A 17,454-nucleotide genomic window follows, 5' to 3' on the forward strand; every position below is an offset into this window, starting at 1 on the left:
GGTGGACATAATCCCCTTATGCCCAGCCCTTACCGCGAAGAATGAGCATGCCCTCTGCGCCCGTGCCCAGTGGACATTATCCCCCTATGCCCAGTCCTAACCGCGAAGAATGAGCATGCCCCACGGAGGCTGTCCTGAAGAATGGGCATGCCCCACGGAGGCTGTCCTGAAGAATGGGCATGCCCCACGGATACACCACCGCGGAACGAGCATGCCCTCCGCCGCCCGTGCCCAGTGGACATAATCCCCCTATGCCCAGTCCTGGTCGCGAAGAATGAGCATGTCCCCCGGACCCGCACCGCGGCACGGGCATGTCCTCCGGCCAGGTCCTGCCGGCGGGAAGCCTAGCCGACGGCGCCGGAGCTGAGCGCGGCGCGCAGCTGCCGCACCGCCGTCGCACCTCCCGCGATGAACCAGTTCAGTCCGTTGACGCGCACGACGTCGGTCGCCCCGCCCGCCGCTTCTACGATGGCCTTCCCGGGCAGCCAGTCCCATTCAGGGCAACTGTGCTGGAACCAGCAGCCGAGCTGCCCGTCCGCCACCCGGCCGAGGTCGCAGGAGCCGGACCCGAACATCCGAAGTGCGGCCGCCGACGTCGCTGCTGCGTGCCAGGGCATGGCACACATTGGATCGGCAAGCCACGTCGGGTGGATGTACGTTGCCGCGCCGAGTTCAGACACCGGGGTGTCAGAACGCCCCGTGCCGCCGGACGCGCTGGGGAGGAATGTGACCAGTTTTTCGCCGTTGAGCGTGGCCGGCCGGGACGTCCCGCCCAGCCAGAGTTTGTCCTCCTCCGGCTGGAAGATGGCGCCGAGCCCTGCACCGGAGGAATCCTTCAGGGCAATGGCCGAGCACCAGTACGTGGATCCGTGCAGGAAGTTGAATGTCCCGTCGACGGGATCAATGACCCAGGTCCGGCCGCTGCTGCCCGTCACGGAGGCGCCCTCTTCGCCCAAAACAGAGTCGTTGGGCCGGCAGCGCCGAAGCTGTTCCAGCACGTAGGACTCGGCGGCGTGGTCGGCCGCGGTGACCACGTCCGAGACCGACGTCTTCTGCCTGCCCTCAAGCCCCGCCTGCCGCATCAACAGCGCCAGCGTGCCGGCCTCGCGGACCAGGGCCTCGGCCAGTTGGTAGTCGTCCAGTGACGGGTCGAGATCTGCGGTGCTGTGCCGGCCAAGCCGGTGTTTTCCTAGTTCGGTCACGCGTTCCAGACTAACGGCGCCCGCTGGCACTGAACAGCCGGCGCGGGATGCTGTGCAGGACGGGCGATAATGGAGCCATGGCCAAGACACCCGCGCAGCGGATCAAAAAGCACGGCGCTAACGCGGCGGTCCCCCAGCACCATCTCCCGCCGGTGATCAATCCGACCACCAACCGGACACCGCAGAAGGCACAGAGCAACAGCACTCTGATTGTGATCGCCGGCGTCGTGGCCAGCCTCTTCCTGTTCTGGTATCTGCACCTCCTCACCCTCAACCAGCTCACGCAATTGTCGGACGGCCTGGCAATGCCGGACTCGTTGATCGGCGGTTTTGACCAGGGGTTCGTGGAGCAATTGCGCGCGGCCATGGACGCCGACGCCGTGGGCCAGCTGAGCTACGTCCACAAAACGGCCGGGACGCTCTTCCCGCTGATCTTTGGCTTCACCTGGCTGCTGCTGATCGGAACCAACGTGGCCCGGAAATCCCTGCGCTGGGCGCTGTGGTCACTGCCGCTGCTCTTTGCGGCGGTCAGGCTGTGGGGCAACACCGTGATCGATGCAATGATGTCGGCCGGAAACCTCGACGGCGGTCAGGTGGCCCTGGCGTCCATGCTGACCGTCGCCGGCTGGGTACTCCTGGCGCTGAGCCTCGTCGCCGGCGGTGCGGCCGTATTCCTCGGCCGCAAGGCCTCCGCTGCTTCCCCTGCCACGGGACATGCCCAGCCTTAGCCGCGGCGGCTGGAGTCTTCCCTTGCACCTGACCTCGGGCGCGGGACATGCCCAGCCTTAAGCCCGGCCGGCGGACATCTTGCCATTATGTCCAGGGCTCACGTCCAGCGGAGGGCATGTCCACCTCAGCGCAGGGTCAGGGCACGTCGTTCAGGAATTCAAGGGCCTGCTCCGCACGTTGCGGGGCTCCTGATTTCTCAAAGTGGTCGGCGGCTTCCATCAAGTACTTCCGGGCCTCGGCCCGGTTTCCCAAGGCGGCGTGGGACCGGCCCAGCAACAGAAATACCTCGCCCAGAATTTGCGGTGATGTTTTCTCGGGGACCGGGAAGATGCTTTCGAGGGTGTCGACCGCCGCTTTTTGGTCCCCGGCAAGGAAATTCCAGTGTCCGCGGTTTAGTTTGAGCAGTACGTGATCTTCCTCAGTGCCGCCAATGACGTCGGTGGCCAGCTCAGCGCGTTCGATGCAGCGCAGGGTGTCCGCGTCCGCAACATCGGCTGCGAGCCGCATGGCCGCGGACGCCTTGTTGAATTTTGCCCAGACAGTGAGGTTTCGGGCCGGTGAAAAGGTGGCAGCGGCGAGCTCGTGATAGTGGAGCCCCTCGGCGACTTTGCTGCAAAGGAATGCGACGTTTCCAATGACCCAGTACGCCTTACCTACGATTTGGTCATCAACTTCGCCCGAAATGATGTCGGCCATGACGAGGCTTTCCGCCCACGCTTCGTCAAGCCTACCGCTGTCGGCGAGAGCCGCAATGAGGGCCTGCCGGGCCTTGACCGCGATTTCTACGTCGTCCTCGTCGTCCATGAGGTCCGCAGCGATCCTGGCCTCATCGGCGGCCTCTTCGAGCAGACCCATGCCCCGTCGGGTCAGGGCCAGGAGGATATGTACCTGGGCCTGGAGCTGCAGGTTCCCGTCCCGGGGTTCAGCAATCAATGTGGCGGCAAGTTCCGCGCAAGCTTCAATTTCTCCGGCGGCAATGAGGCTCTCGGCCCGGAACAACGTCATGTGCCACCACGAAGACGAATCACCTTCGGCACTGGCAATGTCTGCCGCCGCCTGCGCGGCATTCGCGGCCTCGCGGAAGTCGTGGCTGGACCGGAACTCGCGCGCCTGCAGCTCTGCAGCGGCGTACGAGGGTGAAACGGAGCTTTGTTGCATGTCCCAATTATCCGTTGCCGCGGGAGCGGAAACGAACAAACCGCGCAAGCAAGACCTGCGCAGTATTGACTCAGGACTTCCGCAGCTTCGCGCGAATATCACGAATCCGCTCGCAGCGGAACGAATTGTTACCCAACGGCGTGTCGTTTGGCCCTATACTAAATCTGCACCACAAGTCACACGCGTCACATCAGCCTCTTACGTATCAGGAGTCCTTATGAAGAAGACCCTTGCAACACTCCTCGTCGCCGGTGCGCTGGCAGCCGCGGGCATGTCCGCCTCCGCAGCGATTTCTGCTGCAGCCGACACCTCCGGCCAGAGCTCCGTCGCCGCTATCGGTTGGTGGCCGGACTCCATCAAGAAGTAACGGAGACTGCTTTGACAGGCGGCGGGTGCTGGAAGTGATTCCAGCACCCGCCGCTGCTTAACTTCCGAAAATAACCATCAAGACCGGCGCTAAGAACCGAATTTACCCCGGTTGATCAGCGCCATAATCTCCTCGGCCGGTGCCGGCCGGCCGAAATAGTAGCCCTGGCCGCTGCCGCAGCCCATCTCCCGGAGCACATCGGCTTGCTCCACCGTCTCGATGCCCTCGGCCAACGCTTTGAGGCCGCAGGCGTGAATGAGGTGCAGCACCGCGGCCACAAAGTCCCGCTGTTGCTCGTCGGCACCGAGGCCGCTGATCAGGCTTCGATCGATCTTGACCACGTTCACCGGCAGCTTGCGCAGGTAGCTAATGGAGGAATAGCCGGTCCCGAAGTCATCGATTTCAAGCTGCACGCCGAGGCGCCGCAGGCCGTTGAGCGAATACTGGTCGACGTCCCCGCCGTTGACGGCCATAGACTCCGTCAGCTCCACGATCAGGTTTGATGCGTCGACGCCGGTTTCCCTGAGGATGTCGCGCACGTGTTCGATCAGTTCGAGATTCTGAAGTTCGGTGGTGGAAATGTTGACGCGGACGTTGAACGCGCTGTCCACCTGCAGATCCTGCTGCCATTTGCGCAATTGACGCACGGAATTGCGCAGTACCCAGTGGCCCAGGTCCACAATCATGCCGGTTTCCTCGGCCAGGGGAATGAACTGGTCCGGCATGAGGAGACCACGCTCCGGGTGATTCCACCGGACCAGCGCCTCGACGCCCTCGATCCGGCCCGAGGCGAGGTCCACCACCGGCTGGTAGTGCAGGGTCAGCTGGTCCTGCCGGATCGCTTCGCGCATTTCCGTGACCATGACGCTCTGCAACCGGCGGGCGTACAGCAGGGCCGGTTCGAACACTTTGATGCTGCCGTGCGGCTGGGCCTTGGCCGCGTACATGGCGGTGTCGGCCTCCATGACCAGGTCGTCCACGGACTGGCCAGGTTCCGCGATCCGCAGGCCGATGCTCGTTCCGCACGTGATTTTCAGGTCCCCGACGGCGAGGCTCTCGCTGAGCGCCGTGAGGATCCTGTTCGCCACCCTGCGTGCCCTGACCAGATTGGACTTCGGCAGCATGACGGCGAATTCGTCGCCGCCGAGGCGCGCCACAGTATCCGTTTCGCGGACGGCGTCCTGGAGCCGGCGTGCGATGACCCGCAGCACGTCGTCGCCGGCGCTGTGCCCGAGCGTGTCGTTGATGCCTTTGAAGGAATCGAGATCGAGAATCAGCAGTGCCGGGGGCATCTCGCCGCGCGAGGACTCCGCCAGGGCATGGCTCAGGGCCGAGTTCAGTGCCGTCCGGTTGGCCAGTTGGGTCAGGGGGTCGGTGAGCGCCATGCGTTCGAGTTCCACCTGCGCCGCTCGCAGCATGGCCGTACGGCTTTCGACCCGCTCCTCCAGCTCCTGGTATATGGTCTGCAGGTCATCGGCCATCAGGTTGATTCCGGCAATGACGGCGGCGACGTCGTCGCGGGCTCCGGAATGCGGGATCCTGGTGCTCAGATCGCCTCCGGCGATCCGCACGATGCCTTCTACGAGGGCGTGCAGCCTGGGGTCCGGCGCCTCATTCTTCACGGGTGTACTGCCTTAACCATTCGACGGCCGCGGATTCTGAGGTGAAGAACTGCGCGGGGATCGTCTCGCTTCTGGACCGCAGGAGATAGTGGGCAATAACCCGGTCCACGGGGCTCTCGCCCACCAGGGCGAACGCTGTCGCCGCTATGGAACCGCTGTAGACCCGCCGCGCCTCAATACTGACACCGACGACGCCGGTGATCACCAGGAGCACCGGCATCCGCCGTCCCGCGGCGAGCGTACGGACGGTGTCACCGGCGATGCGCGCCTCCGGACCCTCGATCTCCTCGTTGGCGGGCAGCAGGACCTCGATGATTCCGCCGTCGATCATCCGTACGCCAATGGCACGGGCCGCGGCGCCGTCAACACCACCGTCCACATCACGGTCCGCGAAGGCCCCGTCGATCGCCCGGGGCGCGGCCACAGCCGCCACTCCCAGGCCAGCGCCGGCTGCGGCACCGGCTGCCTTGTCCGGCAGCTGTCCGTCTGGCAGCTGTCCGTCTGGCAGCTGTCCGTCTGGCAGCCGCCCCTCGGGCCCGGCCAGGGCCTCGAGCGTCATCGCACCGCAATTCGACGGCGGCGGCCGGTGGAGCCCCGGAGGTCACGGTTCAGCCGTCGGTCGCCGTGGTAAGGAATCGTTTCCCCGTCGACTTCCTCGCTTGTCTTGGCAATCACGGGGCGCTCCTTCACTTTCTTGGGCCGGGAACTGACATACACGGAACGCCCCTCGGCGCCCCGTTGCAGGCGCCTGATCGCAACCTTCTGTTCGGTTGTCACGCTCTCCGCATCCAAGCGCGGCAAGACAAGCTGCTCTGGCATTCGTCCCCATAAGACTGCAAAGTCGGCATACTGGCGTGCGCCGACGGCAAATCCCGCACGCCCGCACCGGAATGTTCCGGTGAGTGCCCTCATGATAATGCAAGCTCAGACGGTTGCCAGTTATCAGACACACCGGAAATGCCTCAGCGGGCCTGGGCCCGGGCCAGCTTGCGCACTGTGCGTTCGTGCTGGACCCGCTGGGCGATGACCAGTCCGGCCGCGGCGATGCCAAGCGTTATGGGGTAGCCCATGAGTCGCTCCAGGGCGCCGGGTTCCGGCACGTGCATGCCCGTCAGGCCGCCCGCAATGAGCGCCGCCAGGGACACGGCGCCGCAGGCAAGAATGAACCACCCGAGCGGCGTCTGCCGCAGCCAAAGCCAACCGAGGACCAGGAGCGCCAGGGCACCGGCCGCGAAGTACATCAGGGCGCCGGCCACGTGCCAGGCTGATCCCGTGTCTTCAGGCACCAGCCCCACGATGACCGTTCCGGCCCCGGCGGTGCCGGTCAGCAGCCGTGCGGCGCCTGCTGCCACCGCTCCCGCGCCCCAGCCCGCCCGGCCGTGCGCCCGGGCAGCCATCCGGCCCGGCATCCGGCCGCGCCTGAGGGGCACGCCGGGCCGCGCGGCACAGCACAGAAGCGCAGAGCCGAGCAGGAGCGCACCGACCACCATGCCAAGGCCCTGGACCACAAAGGACGCGTTCATCAGCAGATGCGCCGGCGAGCAAACGTCCCGGCCGTCGAAATCCCCGCACGCCAAAGCACCGAGGTCGCTGATGTAGCCGGTGCGGCGGCTGTATGGTTCCGCTCCCGCCCAGGCGCCGATCACAGCCGCCTCCGCCACGAAATACTGCAGCACGCTCAGCTTCGCCAGGGCCCCGACGTAAAACCGGGTCGCGGCCACATCCGGGTAGTAGAGGGCTCCGGCGGAAAGCTCGGTGGTTCCTGCAGTCATGCCAAGAGCGTAGTACGCGCGCTCACCTTGTATGCTTATATCCGTGTCCGACCGGACCGGCCCCCTGGCCGCCCGCACGCGGATGCCCGCCCTCGTAGCTCAGTGGATAGAGCACGGCTCTCCTAAAGCCGGTGTCGTTGGTTCGATTCCAATCGAGGGCACTTGAACATTCCTGCCCCGGACGAAACCCCGGACACGGGTCCGGGCTTTGACCTCCGCGCCTACCTGCGCGGCTCCTGGTCCGTCGACCGCACCCTGCTGGACCGCAGCACCGGGACCAGCGGAACCTTCACCGGCGTCGTACGCTTCACGGCCAACGACGACGGCGGCCTGTTGTGGCGTGAAGACGGCACCGCGCGCTGGACATCCGTGGGCGGCGCGCCGTTCACCGGGCCGGCGAGCCGGGAATATCTGTTGCAGCCGGCAGACACGCCCGATGTCTTGGACGTGTACTTCCCGGACGGCCGCCCGTTCCACCGCATGGGCTTTGCCGGGGAGGCCAACCAGGACGTGCACTGGTGCGACCCTGACACCTACCGCGTGACCTACAGGTTTCTCGGGCCGGACGAATGCGGCTACCGCTGGGACGTCACCGGGCCCGCCAAAAACCAGCTGCTGGAGTCCGTCCTGCACCGGCTGGCGGCAGGACCAGACGAAGCACCCGACGCAGCAGGCGACGTAGCACCTTACGCCGCTCCGGACGCAAGGCGGGCTGAGTGAACCCGCGCATTATCGTCTCAGCCGTCTGCGTCTTCGATCGCTCCGGACGCCTCCTGACCGTCCGGAAACGGGGCACCGACAAGTTCATGCATCCGGGCGGCAAACCCGAGCCCGGCGAAACGGCGGCCCAGGCAGCGGCGCGTGAGCTCCAGGAAGAGGTGGGGATCGTGCTGGCCCCGGACCGGCTGGACCTGCTGGGCTGCTGGCTGGCGGATGCCGCCAACGAGGCGGCCACCCAGATTGAGGCCACCGTCTTCACGGCTCCGGGTGTGTGGAGCGCCCGGCCGTCGGCGGAAATCGCCGAGATCCGCTGGCTGGACCTCGCCGCCGAGCTGCCGGGCGATCTCGCCCCGCTGCTGACGGACCATGTGCTGCCGGCCCTGTCCGCCAAACCGTCAGCGGGCTAGGACCCGTCCCGCACGGGCCCCAAACACCCGCCCCCAAACACGCTGCCAAACACCGCCCCAAACACCCAGGCTCGTTATCCGGGCACAGCCTCCTGCGCGAACGCGCTGGCCTCGGAGAACTGCGTCCGGTACAGCTCCGCATAGCGGCCCTCGGCGGCGAGGAGCTCCTTGTGGGTGCCGCGCTCCACGATCGAGCCGTCCTCCACCACGAGGATCGCGTCCGCTGCGCGGATCGTGGAGAGCCGGTGGGCGATCACGACGGCGGTGCGGCCTTCCAGCGCGGCGCCCAGGGCCTCCTGGACGGCGGCCTCGTTGGTGGAGTCCAGCGCGGCGGTGGCCTCGTCGAGGATGACCACCCGCGGCTGCGCGATGAGCAGGCGGGCGATCGTCAGGCGTTGCCGCTCGCCGCCGGAGAGGCGGTAGCCGCGCTCCCCCACCACGGTGTTCAGGCCATCGGGCAAGGACAGGATCATGTCTTCGAGCCGGGCACGCCGCAGCGCATCCCACATCTGCTCGTCGGTGGCCTCCGGGCGGGCCAGGCGCAGGTTGGAGGCGATGCTTTCGTGGAACAGGTGACCGTCCTGCGTCACCATGCCGAGGGTTGCCCGCATCGAGTCGAACGTGAGGTCGCGGACGTCCACGTCCGTGCCGGGCGTGGTGCCGCCGAAGCGGATGGCGCCCGAGTCGACGTCGTACAGGCGCGACAGGAGCTGCGCGATAGTGGACTTGCCCGCTCCCGAGGAGCCGACGAGCGCAACTGTCTGCCCTGGCTCCACCCGGAAGCTGATGCCGTGCAGCACTTCCTCGCCGCCGCGGGTGTCCAGGGTCCGCACGTCCTCCAGGGAGGCCAGCGAGACTTTCTCCGCCGAGGGGTAGGCGAACCGGACGTTGTCGAACTCCACCGAGAGCGGACCTGGCGGGGAGGCCACCGCGTCCGGCTTCTGCTGGATGAGCGGATTGAGGTCCAGGATCTCAAAGACGCGTTCGAAGCTGACCAGGGCGCTCATGATCTCCACCCGCGCGTTCGAAAGTGCCGTGAGCGGCGCGTACAGGCGGGTGAGCAGCAGCGCGAGCACCACGACGTCGCCCGCGGCCAGCTGCCCGGAGAGTGCGAGCCAGCCGCCCAGGCCGTAGACCAGCGCAAGGGCCAGGGCCGAGACCAGCGTCAGCGCCGTGACGAAGGTGAACTGCAGCATGGCGGTGCGGACGCCGATGTCCCGGACCCGGCCGGCCCGGAGGGCGAACTCGCGGGACTCCTCGTCGGGGCGGCCGAAGAGCTTGACGAGAGTGGCGCCGGGTGCGGAGAAGCGCTCGGTCATCTGGGTGCCCATGGTGGCGTTGTGTTCGGCGGCTTCGCGCCGCAGATCGGCCAGTTTGGAGCCCATTCGGCGCGCGGGGATCAGGAAGATCGGCAACAGGATCATCGCGAGCACCGTCACAAGCCACGATTTGTTCAGCATCACCGCAAGGGTCAGCGCCAGGGCCACGACATTGCTGACCACGCCGGAGAGCGTGCCGGCGAAGGCCGACTGCGCGCCAATGACATCGTTGTTCAGCCGGCTGACCAAGGCCCCGGTCCGGGTCCTGGTGAAGAAGGCGATCGGCATCTTCTGGACGTGGTCGAAGACCTTCGTGCGCAGGTCCACGATGACGCCTTCACCGATGGTGGAGGACAGCCAGCGGGTCACAAGGCCCAGCCCGGCCTCGGCAACCGCGACGATGGCGATCAGGACGGCCAGCCAGAGAACCGTTCCGACATCCGCATGGGCGATGATCTCGTCGACCACCTGCCCGGCGAGGACCGGGGTGGCAACGGCCAGGACGGCCATCACAATGGACAGCAGCACGAAGGCGATCAGCCGGCTGCGGTGGGGGCGGGCAAAACTGAAGACACGCTTCAGCGTTTCCTTCGAGAACGGCTTGGACCCGCTGGAGGCGCGGGTGATGTTGTAGAGGGAGCTCCAGGCAACCCGGTCCATGCTCATTTGGTGTTGCCTTTCGGGGCATCGGCGTGCAGCTCGGTGACGACGCCGTTCTCGACGTTCCAGCGCGCGTCAAGGCGGACGTTTTCCAGCAGCCGGCGGTCGTGGGTGACCAGCAGCAGCGCGCCGTCATAGCTGTCGAGGGCTTCCTCGAGCTGTTCAATGGCGGGAAGGTCGAGGTGGTTGGTGGGTTCGTCCAGCACCAGCAGGTTGACGCCGCGGGCCTGCAGCAGCGCCAGGGCGGCCCGGGTCCGTTCCCCCGGGGAGAGGGAGTCGACGGACCGGTTGGTGTGATCGGCTTTAAGGCCGAACTTGGCCAGCAGGGTGCGCACCTCCGCGGGGGTCTGATCGGTCAGTACGGCTTCGACGGCGTCTGCGAGCAACAGCTCGCCGGCCAGCAGGCCGCGCGCCTGGTCGATCTCGCCGACGGCCACGGACGCACCCATGGAGGCGTCACCGGAGTCGGGCTGCTGGACGCCAAGCAGGAGCCGGAGCAGGGTGGATTTGCCGGCGCCGTTGGGGCCGGTGATCCCGATCCGCTCCCCCGCGTTCAGCTGCAGGTTCACCGGGCCCAGGGTGAAGTCGCCCTGCTGCGCGACGGCGTCGCGCAGGGTGGCGACGACGGCGCTGGAGCGGGGGGCCGCCCCGATGCTGAACTGCAGCTGCCATTCCTTGCGCGGCTCTTCAACTTCTTCGAGCCGGGCGATGCGGGACTCCATCTGCCGGACCTTCTGGCCCTGTTTCTCGGAGGACTCGGTGCTGGCGGCACGCCGGATCTTGTCATTGTCCGGGTTTTTCTTCATGGCGTTCCGTACGCCCTGGGAGCTCCATTCGCGCTGTGTGCGGGCCCGGGAAACGAGGTCGGCCTTGGTGTTGGCGTACTCCTCGAAGCGTTCCCGGGCGTGCCGGCGGGCGACGGCGCGTTCCTCCAGGTAGGCCTCGTAGCCGCCGTCGTACACCGCCACGGAGTTCTGCGCGAGGTCCAGTTCCACGATGGTGGTGACGCAGCGCGCCAGGAACTCGCGGTCATGCGAGACCAGGACGGCGCCGCCGCGCAGGCCCTGCACGAAGGCCTCGAGCTTGGCCAGCCCGTTGAGGTCCAGGTCATTGGTGGGTTCGTCCAGGAGCACGATGTCGAACCGGCTCAGCAGCAGGGCGGCGAGCGCCACGCGGGCCGCCTGGCCGCCGGACAGGCCGGTCATTCCGGCGTCCGGCCCCACCTCGAGGCCAAGGTCCGCCAGGACGGGCGGGATGCGGTCCTCCAGGTCGGCGGCGCCGGAGGCCATCCACCGGTCGAAGGCCAGGGAGTAGGCGTCATCGGAGCCGGGAGCGCCGGAGCCCAGCGCCTCGGCGGTGGACTCCATCTCCATGGTCGCCTGCGCGCAGCCTGTGCGCCGGGCGATGTAGTCTGCGACCGTTTCGCCGGCAATTCGTTCGTGTTCCTGCGGCAGCCAGCCCACAAAGGCGTCGGCGGGGGCCAGGCTCACTGTGCCTTCCTGCGGATTGTCGACGCCGGCCAGCAGCCGCAGCAGGGTGGATTTGCCGGCACCGTTGGCGCCGACGACGCCAACGACGTCGCCGGGCGCTACGGTCAGGGACAGCTTCGAGAAGAGTGTGCGGTGATCGTGACCACCGGAAAGGTCCTTGGCAACAAGGGTTGCAGTCATTAGTTCATCCTCTCACTGCGGCCCAAACGGGCCGTCCCGACTGGGAGAAACCGCCCGTCGCGGCTGGCCGAAAACCAGCCGGGCATAGAAGAACCCGCCGGTCCGGACTTGGGGGGTGTACGGACCAGCGGGTTCGACCATTTAGCATAGTTGAATTAGGACCTCACGTAAAATCCCAGCCCACGCCTCCACACCGCTTCCATCCCCCGCCCCAATCGCCGCTGCCCCACCGCATGACAGTAGCCATACTGCCCGTCGACTCCGCAGGAAGCCCTAGATGCCACTACCCGCAAAGGCGTTCCAACTCTGGCTTCACCGGGTTGCCCCGTCGGCGAGCACAGCCGATATCTGCAGGATCTCCGGGATCAAGCGCACCACCCTGGCCCAGCAGCTGGTGCGCGGGAAAGTGGCCGAGACCACCCTGGTCAGCATCAGCCGGGCCCTGGACTTGAGTCCGCTGACGGAACTGGCTTCCTTCGACCACTATGCGGAACTGGCCGCCCCGCCGCAGCCGCCGACCCCCGCCGAGCTTGTCAGCCAGGTTGCCACCATGGACCTGTTGCGCGCGGTCATTTCCCGTTCGTCCCCGGCCTACGGCGGCTACGGTGACCATGGCAGCTCCATGACTCCGCCGCTGAGCCCCGCCCCGCACGCCACTTCTGTCCGGAACTGGGTGGACGCGATTGACGACGGTGAGTTGCGCCACCGGGTTTCGGCTGCCACCGGCGTGGCACCCCAGAACTATTCGGCCCAGCTCACGGCCAACAGGCTGTCCCCCGAGCTGGCGGTCGCGACTGCCCGCGCGGCGGGCGTAGGATTCACGGCCGGGCTCGTCGCCACGGGCTTGATAACCGAGGATGAGGCCGGCTGGATGCCAGGGGCGAAGCAGGCCGCGCTGGATGCCCTCTCCGCCGGAGACCTTAGCGCCCTGGCCGGGGAGCGGCTTCAGGCGCTCGGAAAATCGCTGCGGCGCCATGAGCAGGAGCAGGCACAGACAGAAAAAATTTGGGAGAACCTCGGATGATCGCGATCCTGCAGTGGACCACGCTGGCGGTGTGCGGCGTCGTCACGCTCGCCCGCGTGCCCAGCGTCCTCCGCGGTGTGAACCGGTCCCTGTTCGCCATCTTTGCGCTGATGACCCTGGCGATCCTGCTCAGCATCGATGCCCCGTACCTGGCCGTGGACCAGATCCTGGGCGGCATGAACATCGCCAACGTGGTGCTGCGCTTCGTCATTTTCGCCGCCATCTTCTTTCTTGGAGTCCGGGTGGCCCGGGGCTTCAGCGCGGACGACGCCCTGCGGCTCATCACCGGTCCTGTTGGAATTGCGGTAGCCGCAGCCGCCTCGGCGGTGGTGGTGCTGGTCTTCCTCACAATGGACACCGCCGGCTCCTCGGCGGGGCTGGTCGCCCTGTCCGCCAAGGATGACCGTAATGCCGCCTTGGTGGAGTACTACGGGGCCGCCGGGCGCCTCTACCCGGCGTTCATCACCGTGGCCCTGTTTCCGGCCATGGTGCGGACCCTGCGCAGCGGCCTCCCCGTCCTGGTGCGGTCCAGCGCGGCGTTGCTCGCGCTGGGCACCGTGGCCATCTCCCTGAGCCTGCTCTCCCCGGTCATTCCTCCGTCCCTCGGATTCATGCGGTTCGTCTTCAACTACTCGGCCGTTCTGTGCCTGGTCCTGGGACTGTCCCTGATCTGGTTGGCCAAGACGCTTGCGAAGCGGGCGCCGAAGAAGCAAGCTGGCATGACCTGACCATCTCGGGGCTGAGCAGGCAAGTGACGTGGGAGAACCCGGAATGATTGCAACCCTCCAGTGGGGCACGCTGATCATCTGTTCCGTGGTGCTTCTCCTCCGCGTTCCGGATGCGATCCAGGGGCGGAACAGGACCGTTTTCTGGATCCTGGTTCTCGCGACCCTGTGCAGCCTGCTCTCGGTGCCCGGCCCCTACGAGGCGATCGACGCGGTGCTCGGCGGTTGGAACCTCACCCACCTGATCCTGCGCTTCCTCGTGTTCGCGGCGGTCCTGCTGGTCGGTCTGCGCGTCGCGACCGGGCTGGCCGACCCCCGCGGCTACCGCCTCGTCGCGGGCCCGGCCGGGCGCTGGGCCCTGGCCATCAGCGCTGCCGCCGTGGCGGTGACCTTCTTTCTCATGGACACCCGCGGGTCCTCGGCCGGCATGCTGGACATCACGGACAACGGCGGACCCAATGCCGTCCTGGCGCCGTTCTACGCCGCGGCAGGACGTACCTATCCTGCCTTCGTCTCCCTCGCCCTGCTTCCGGCTTTGCTGGCCACCACCAGGAGCCAATTGCCGCGGCTGGTGCGTGCCGCGGCCCTCCTGACATGCCTCGGCGCCCTCGCCACCGCCTGCAGCGTCCCAGCCTCCTTCGCACCTGGCCCCTGGTTCCTTGCGCAGCAGACGGTCAACTATTTGGCCGTCCTGGGCTACGTCCTGGGTCTGGGACTGTTCTGGGCTTCCGGGCTCGCCGCCAAGGAATCGCGTAACGCTCGCGCAACATTCCGCAAGAACAAAGGGTAAGGCATTCACAAAATCATTAGACCGTGAAAGAATCATGAATGTGTGAAAGCGGCATTCGCTTCGTGTACGGAAGTCAGCCGTGCGAAGCAGAGGCAGCCGTCCAAGCGCCATTGGGGGGATGAGTGGTAGCGGTCCGCAAGGACCGCTCCCACTCAGCCTGTTTAAGGGGTTTTCCGGTGTGGTCCCTGCTGTTTTGTCCCTGCTGTTTTGTCCCTGCTGGGGGCTGGGACCACGGCCCTGCCTGTCAGCGCACAAACCTCAGCGTGACCAGCTGGAACGGCCGCAACGTGAGCTCCGCGGAATCGAGGCCTGCCCCCACGCCCGGGGCGTCGACGGGCCGTTCCAACAAATCCACGGCGTGCAGCCCGCGGACCGGGAAGTTGGCCTTCAGGAGGCCTGCGGATCGTTCCCCCAGCGATTCGTACAGCCGGACTATTACGTCGCCGGAGCCGTCTTCAGCGAGTTTGACCGCTTCAATGACGAGGGCCGGATTGAACACGGTGACCAGCGGCTCCACCCCGTGGGCCCCTTGCACCACGCGCGGGGCCAGATTGGTGCGGTAGCCCTCCTCGACCGCGTCCGCGATGGTGGCGCCCGGCCGGATCGTGACGTGCAGCTCGTGCCTGCCCTGGTCCGCGTACGGATCCGGAAACTTCGGCGCCCGCAGGAGCGAGACCCGCACCGTGGTGGTGGTGCCGCCGTCGGCGCCCCGGACGTTGCGGGTGACATCGTGGCCGTAACTGGAGGCGTTGGAGATGGCCACCCCGTAGCCCGGCTCGGCGACGTGGATCCAGCGGTGGGCGCAGATTTCGAACTTCGCGGCCTCCCAGGACGTGTTGACGTGGGTGGGGCGGAACACGTGCCCAAACTGCGTCTCGGCCGCCGAGCGGTCTGCCCTGACGTCCAGGGCGAAGCCCAGCTTGAGCAGTTTTTCGCTCTCGTGCCAGTCCACGAGGGTGGTGATCGCGAGCGAGTCGGCGCCCGCGGCGAGCGCTATCCGCTGGGTCACGGGCGAGGAGCCGGCCATGCGCTCCACCACCACGACGGCGCTCGGGCTTTCCCCTTGGGGGCCGGGCTCCAGACTCACCGAACGCGCCTCGACCAGTCGGACAACGTTCCTGCGGTAGAAGGCGTCGATGTCCCACGCGTCCCATTCATTCGGCGTGTCCCGGTGCAGCTCCAGGAGGTTGCCGAATTCTCCGGGAGCAATCGCGTCGCGTCCGGTGCCACGGTCTGTGAGCGAGGCCAGCAGTCCGTTGGCGTCCACGACGGCCCGGATGATGCCGTTGTCCAGGATGTAGCCGCCGTCTGCTTCGGTGACCTCGACCGGCTGCCCGGGCCGGACCGGCTCGGCAGCGGCCAGGGCAGGCACGCCCTGGCGCTCCTGCGGGGCAGCGTTGAGGAGGAATTCCCGGCTGCCGGTGCCGAGGGCTGCGGCCGCGGCGTCCGTGATGATCGCCTCCAGCCCCCGTTCGACGGCGGCATAGTTCCGTTCGGCGTCCTGGTGGACCCACGCGATGGAGCTCCCCGGCAGGATGTCATGAAACTGCTGCAGCAACACCAGCCGCCAGAGGCGCTTGAGCTCCGCGGCAGGGTAGCTGTGCCCGGAACGCACGGCAGCGGTGGCACTCCAGAGTTCGGCCTCCCGGAGAAGGTGCTCGCTGCGCCGGTTTCCCAGCTTGGTCCTGGCCTGGCTGGTGTAGGTGCCGCGGTGCAGTTCCAGGTACATCTCCCCCACCCAGACCGGCAGGGGCTCATACTCGGCCTGGGCCTGGCCAAAGAAGCTGGCTGCCGAGCCGATCCGCACTTTCGGGGATCCTTCCAGGTCGGCCGTGCGCTGCGCCGAGGCCAGCATCTCGCGTGTTGGCCCGCCGCCGCCGTCGCCATATCCGAACGGAACCAGCGAGGAGCCTCCGCGTCCGTGGTCCCGGTAGTTCCGCTCTGCGTGCGCCAGGTCCCGGGCACTGAGATCGGAGTTGTAGCTGTCCACCGGCGGGAAATGGGTGAACACCCGGGTACCGTCGATTCCCTCCCAGTTGAAGGTGTGGTGGGGCATCCTGTTGACCTGGTTCCACGAGATCTTCTGGGTGAGGAACCAGCGGCTGCCTGCGGCCTTGATGATCTGCGGCAGGGCCGCGGAATACCCGAACGTGTCCGGGAGCCACGCTTCCTCGCATTCCACGCCGAATTCGGCCAGGAAAAAGCTCTTGCCCTCGAGGAACTGCCGTGCCATGGCCTCGCCGCCGGGCATGTTGGAGTCCGATTCGACCCACATCCCGCCGACGGGAACGAACCGGCCGCCGCGGACTTTGTCCCGGATGCGCCCGAAGAGCTCCGGATAATACTCTTTCATCCACGCGAGCTGCTGGGCCGAGGAACACGAAAAGGTGAAATCGGGATACTCGTCCATCAGCGCGACGACGTTGGAGAACGTCCGGGCGCACTTGCGGATGGTTTCCCGTACCGGCCACAACCAGGCCGAATCGATATGGGCGTGGCCTGTGGCCACGAGCTGGTGCGCCGAGGCGTAGGCCGGCCGGGCCAGGACGTCGGCGAGGGCGGCCCGTCCGGCCTCCGCGGTACCGCCAACGTCGTCGGGGTCCATGATGTCCAGCATGCGTTCGAGCGCCCGCAGGATTTCGTGGCGGCGGGGCAGGTCCATGGGCAACTCGTGCATGAGCCCGGCAAGGGTGAGGATGTCCTGCTGCAGTTCCCATACCGTCTGGTTGCGTTCAGCGATGGCGATCATGCCGAGGCGGTACTTCGGTTCGCTGCCCGACGTCGCCTTGTCGCCGTAGGGAGTGGCGGCGAATGTCCAGTTCTGGGACAAGTCGGGGTTGGCCGCGGCTTCGACGTAGAAGTCGACAGCCATGCCGGTGCCCAGGAGTTTGAGCGGAATGTGCTGGTTCCGAGGCGAAATCGCCTTGATAATGGTCCCGTCGGACCGCCAGGCAATGCCTTCGCACTGGAAGCCCGGGAGCTCGCCGCTGAATCCCAGGTCCACGAGGATTTCCACCGACGTGGCCGCCGCGGTTCCCCAGGTGTCCGGCACTTCACCCCGGAGCCGGAGCCACTTGGTGCTCCACGGGCGGCCCCAGGCCGCGCCGTGTTCCTGCGGTGTGAACTCGTGCCGCAGGGCGTCCAGCACCGGCACGGGTTCGTCCGGCGCGTCCCAGCTGCTCAGGGTCAGCGGGACGCTGCGCGGGTAGACCGCGGGGGCGACGCGGTCACGCAGAAAGCGGTCCAGCCGGACTTCCGTAAGACGGCGGTCATCGTGCAATGTGTTCCT

At 66.9% G+C, this 17,454-nt stretch carries 15 protein-coding genes and 1 tRNA gene; 8 read left to right on the forward strand and 8 right to left on the reverse strand.

Annotation, left to right across the window (positions count from 1 at the left end; translation table 11 throughout):
* Positions 1-344: 344 nt before the first annotated feature.
* Positions 345-1,202 carry an inositol monophosphatase family protein gene (locus LQV16_RS10260; RefSeq protein WP_229993788.1) on the reverse strand — a complete coding sequence of 286 codons (858 nt, stop codon included), beginning with the start codon at positions 1,200-1,202 and terminating at the stop codon, positions 345-347.
* A 77-nt stretch (positions 1,203-1,279) separates the two neighbouring features.
* Between LQV16_RS10260 and LQV16_RS10265 the strand changes: the two genes are divergently transcribed.
* The gene (locus tag LQV16_RS10265; protein WP_229993789.1) at positions 1,280-1,930 is read left to right on the forward strand and encodes a hypothetical protein; all 651 of its coding nucleotides are present in this window, start codon (positions 1,280-1,282) and stop codon (positions 1,928-1,930) included.
* A gap of 136 nt (positions 1,931-2,066) precedes the next feature.
* Here the strand turns inward: LQV16_RS10265 and LQV16_RS10270 are convergent, their stop codons facing one another.
* Positions 2,067-3,089, reverse strand: a complete 1,023-nt coding sequence (locus LQV16_RS10270) for a hypothetical protein (RefSeq protein ID WP_229993790.1) — start codon at positions 3,087-3,089, stop codon at positions 2,067-2,069.
* 217 nt (positions 3,090-3,306) lie between these two features.
* Between LQV16_RS10270 and LQV16_RS10275 the strand changes: the two genes are divergently transcribed.
* Positions 3,307-3,456: a hypothetical protein gene (locus LQV16_RS10275; protein ID WP_229993791.1), complete on the forward strand. Its 150-nt coding sequence runs from the start codon at positions 3,307-3,309 to the stop codon at positions 3,454-3,456.
* 89 nt (positions 3,457-3,545) lie between these two features.
* Here the strand turns inward: LQV16_RS10275 and LQV16_RS10280 are convergent, their stop codons facing one another.
* The 3 genes from LQV16_RS10280 to LQV16_RS10290 all read right to left on the reverse strand — a co-directional run bounded on the left by LQV16_RS10280 (position 3,546) and on the right by LQV16_RS10290 (position 6,850).
* Positions 3,546-5,078, reverse strand: a complete 1,533-nt coding sequence (locus LQV16_RS10280) for an EAL domain-containing protein (protein ID WP_229993792.1) — start codon at positions 5,076-5,078, stop codon at positions 3,546-3,548.
* Positions 5,068-5,637 carry a hypothetical protein gene (locus LQV16_RS10285; protein WP_229993793.1) on the reverse strand — a complete coding sequence of 190 codons (570 nt, stop codon included), beginning with the start codon at positions 5,635-5,637 and terminating at the stop codon, positions 5,068-5,070. Before LQV16_RS10285 ends, LQV16_RS10280 begins: the two co-directional genes overlap by 11 nt.
* A 403-nt stretch (positions 5,638-6,040) precedes the next feature.
* Positions 6,041-6,850, reverse strand: coding sequence for a hypothetical protein (locus LQV16_RS10290; protein ID WP_229993794.1), 810 nt, complete (start codon positions 6,848-6,850; stop codon positions 6,041-6,043).
* Positions 6,851-6,938: 88 nt separating this feature from the next.
* Here LQV16_RS10290 and LQV16_RS10295 point away from each other — a divergent pair.
* The 3 genes from LQV16_RS10295 to LQV16_RS10305 all read left to right on the forward strand — a co-directional run bounded on the left by LQV16_RS10295 (position 6,939) and on the right by LQV16_RS10305 (position 7,977).
* Positions 6,939-7,011, forward strand: a tRNA-Arg gene (locus LQV16_RS10295).
* Position 7,012: 1 nt separating this feature from the next.
* Positions 7,013-7,570 (forward strand): DUF6314 family protein, encoded by a 558-nt coding sequence (locus LQV16_RS10300; protein WP_229993795.1) that lies wholly within the window; start codon positions 7,013-7,015, stop codon positions 7,568-7,570.
* A complete protein-coding gene (locus tag LQV16_RS10305) occupies positions 7,567-7,977 on the forward strand; it encodes an NUDIX domain-containing protein (protein WP_229993796.1) in 411 nt (136 codons plus the stop codon). The genes LQV16_RS10300 and LQV16_RS10305 overlap by 4 nt, the downstream gene beginning before the upstream one ends.
* 74 nt (positions 7,978-8,051) lie before the next feature.
* Here LQV16_RS10305 and LQV16_RS10310 read toward each other — a convergent pair whose 3' ends face one another.
* Positions 8,052-9,962 carry an ABC transporter ATP-binding protein gene (locus tag LQV16_RS10310; protein ID WP_229993797.1) on the reverse strand — a complete coding sequence of 637 codons (1,911 nt, stop codon included), beginning with the start codon at positions 9,960-9,962 and terminating at the stop codon, positions 8,052-8,054.
* Positions 9,959-11,626 carry an ABC-F family ATP-binding cassette domain-containing protein gene (locus tag LQV16_RS10315; RefSeq protein WP_229993798.1) on the reverse strand — a complete coding sequence of 556 codons (1,668 nt, stop codon included), beginning with the start codon at positions 11,624-11,626 and terminating at the stop codon, positions 9,959-9,961. The genes LQV16_RS10310 and LQV16_RS10315 overlap by 4 nt, the downstream gene beginning before the upstream one ends.
* Before the next feature lie 277 nt (positions 11,627-11,903).
* On the opposite strand from LQV16_RS10315, the gene LQV16_RS10320 reads away from it, so the two are divergent.
* Genes LQV16_RS10320 through LQV16_RS10330 form a run of 3 tightly spaced genes read left to right on the forward strand, consistent with a single transcriptional unit; the run spans position 11,904 to position 14,165 of the window.
* Positions 11,904-12,650, forward strand: coding sequence for a hypothetical protein (locus tag LQV16_RS10320; RefSeq protein WP_229993799.1), 747 nt, complete (start codon positions 11,904-11,906; stop codon positions 12,648-12,650).
* Entirely contained in the window at positions 12,647-13,378 is a 732-nt protein-coding gene (locus tag LQV16_RS10325) for a hypothetical protein (protein ID WP_229993800.1), read from the forward strand. Before LQV16_RS10320 ends, LQV16_RS10325 begins: the two co-directional genes overlap by 4 nt.
* Positions 13,379-13,421: 43 nt before the next feature.
* Positions 13,422-14,165, forward strand: coding sequence for a hypothetical protein (locus LQV16_RS10330; RefSeq protein WP_229993801.1), 744 nt, complete (start codon positions 13,422-13,424; stop codon positions 14,163-14,165).
* A 244-nt stretch (positions 14,166-14,409) separates the two neighbouring features.
* On the opposite strand, the gene LQV16_RS10335 is transcribed toward LQV16_RS10330, so the two are convergent.
* Positions 14,410-17,445: a glycoside hydrolase family 38 C-terminal domain-containing protein gene (locus LQV16_RS10335; protein WP_229993802.1), complete on the reverse strand. Its 3,036-nt coding sequence runs from the start codon at positions 17,443-17,445 to the stop codon at positions 14,410-14,412.
* Positions 17,446-17,454 lie beyond the last annotated feature (9 nt).

The organism is Arthrobacter sp. Bi26, from assembly GCF_918697925.1.
Lineage (GTDB): Bacteria > Actinomycetota > Actinomycetes > Actinomycetales > Micrococcaceae > Arthrobacter.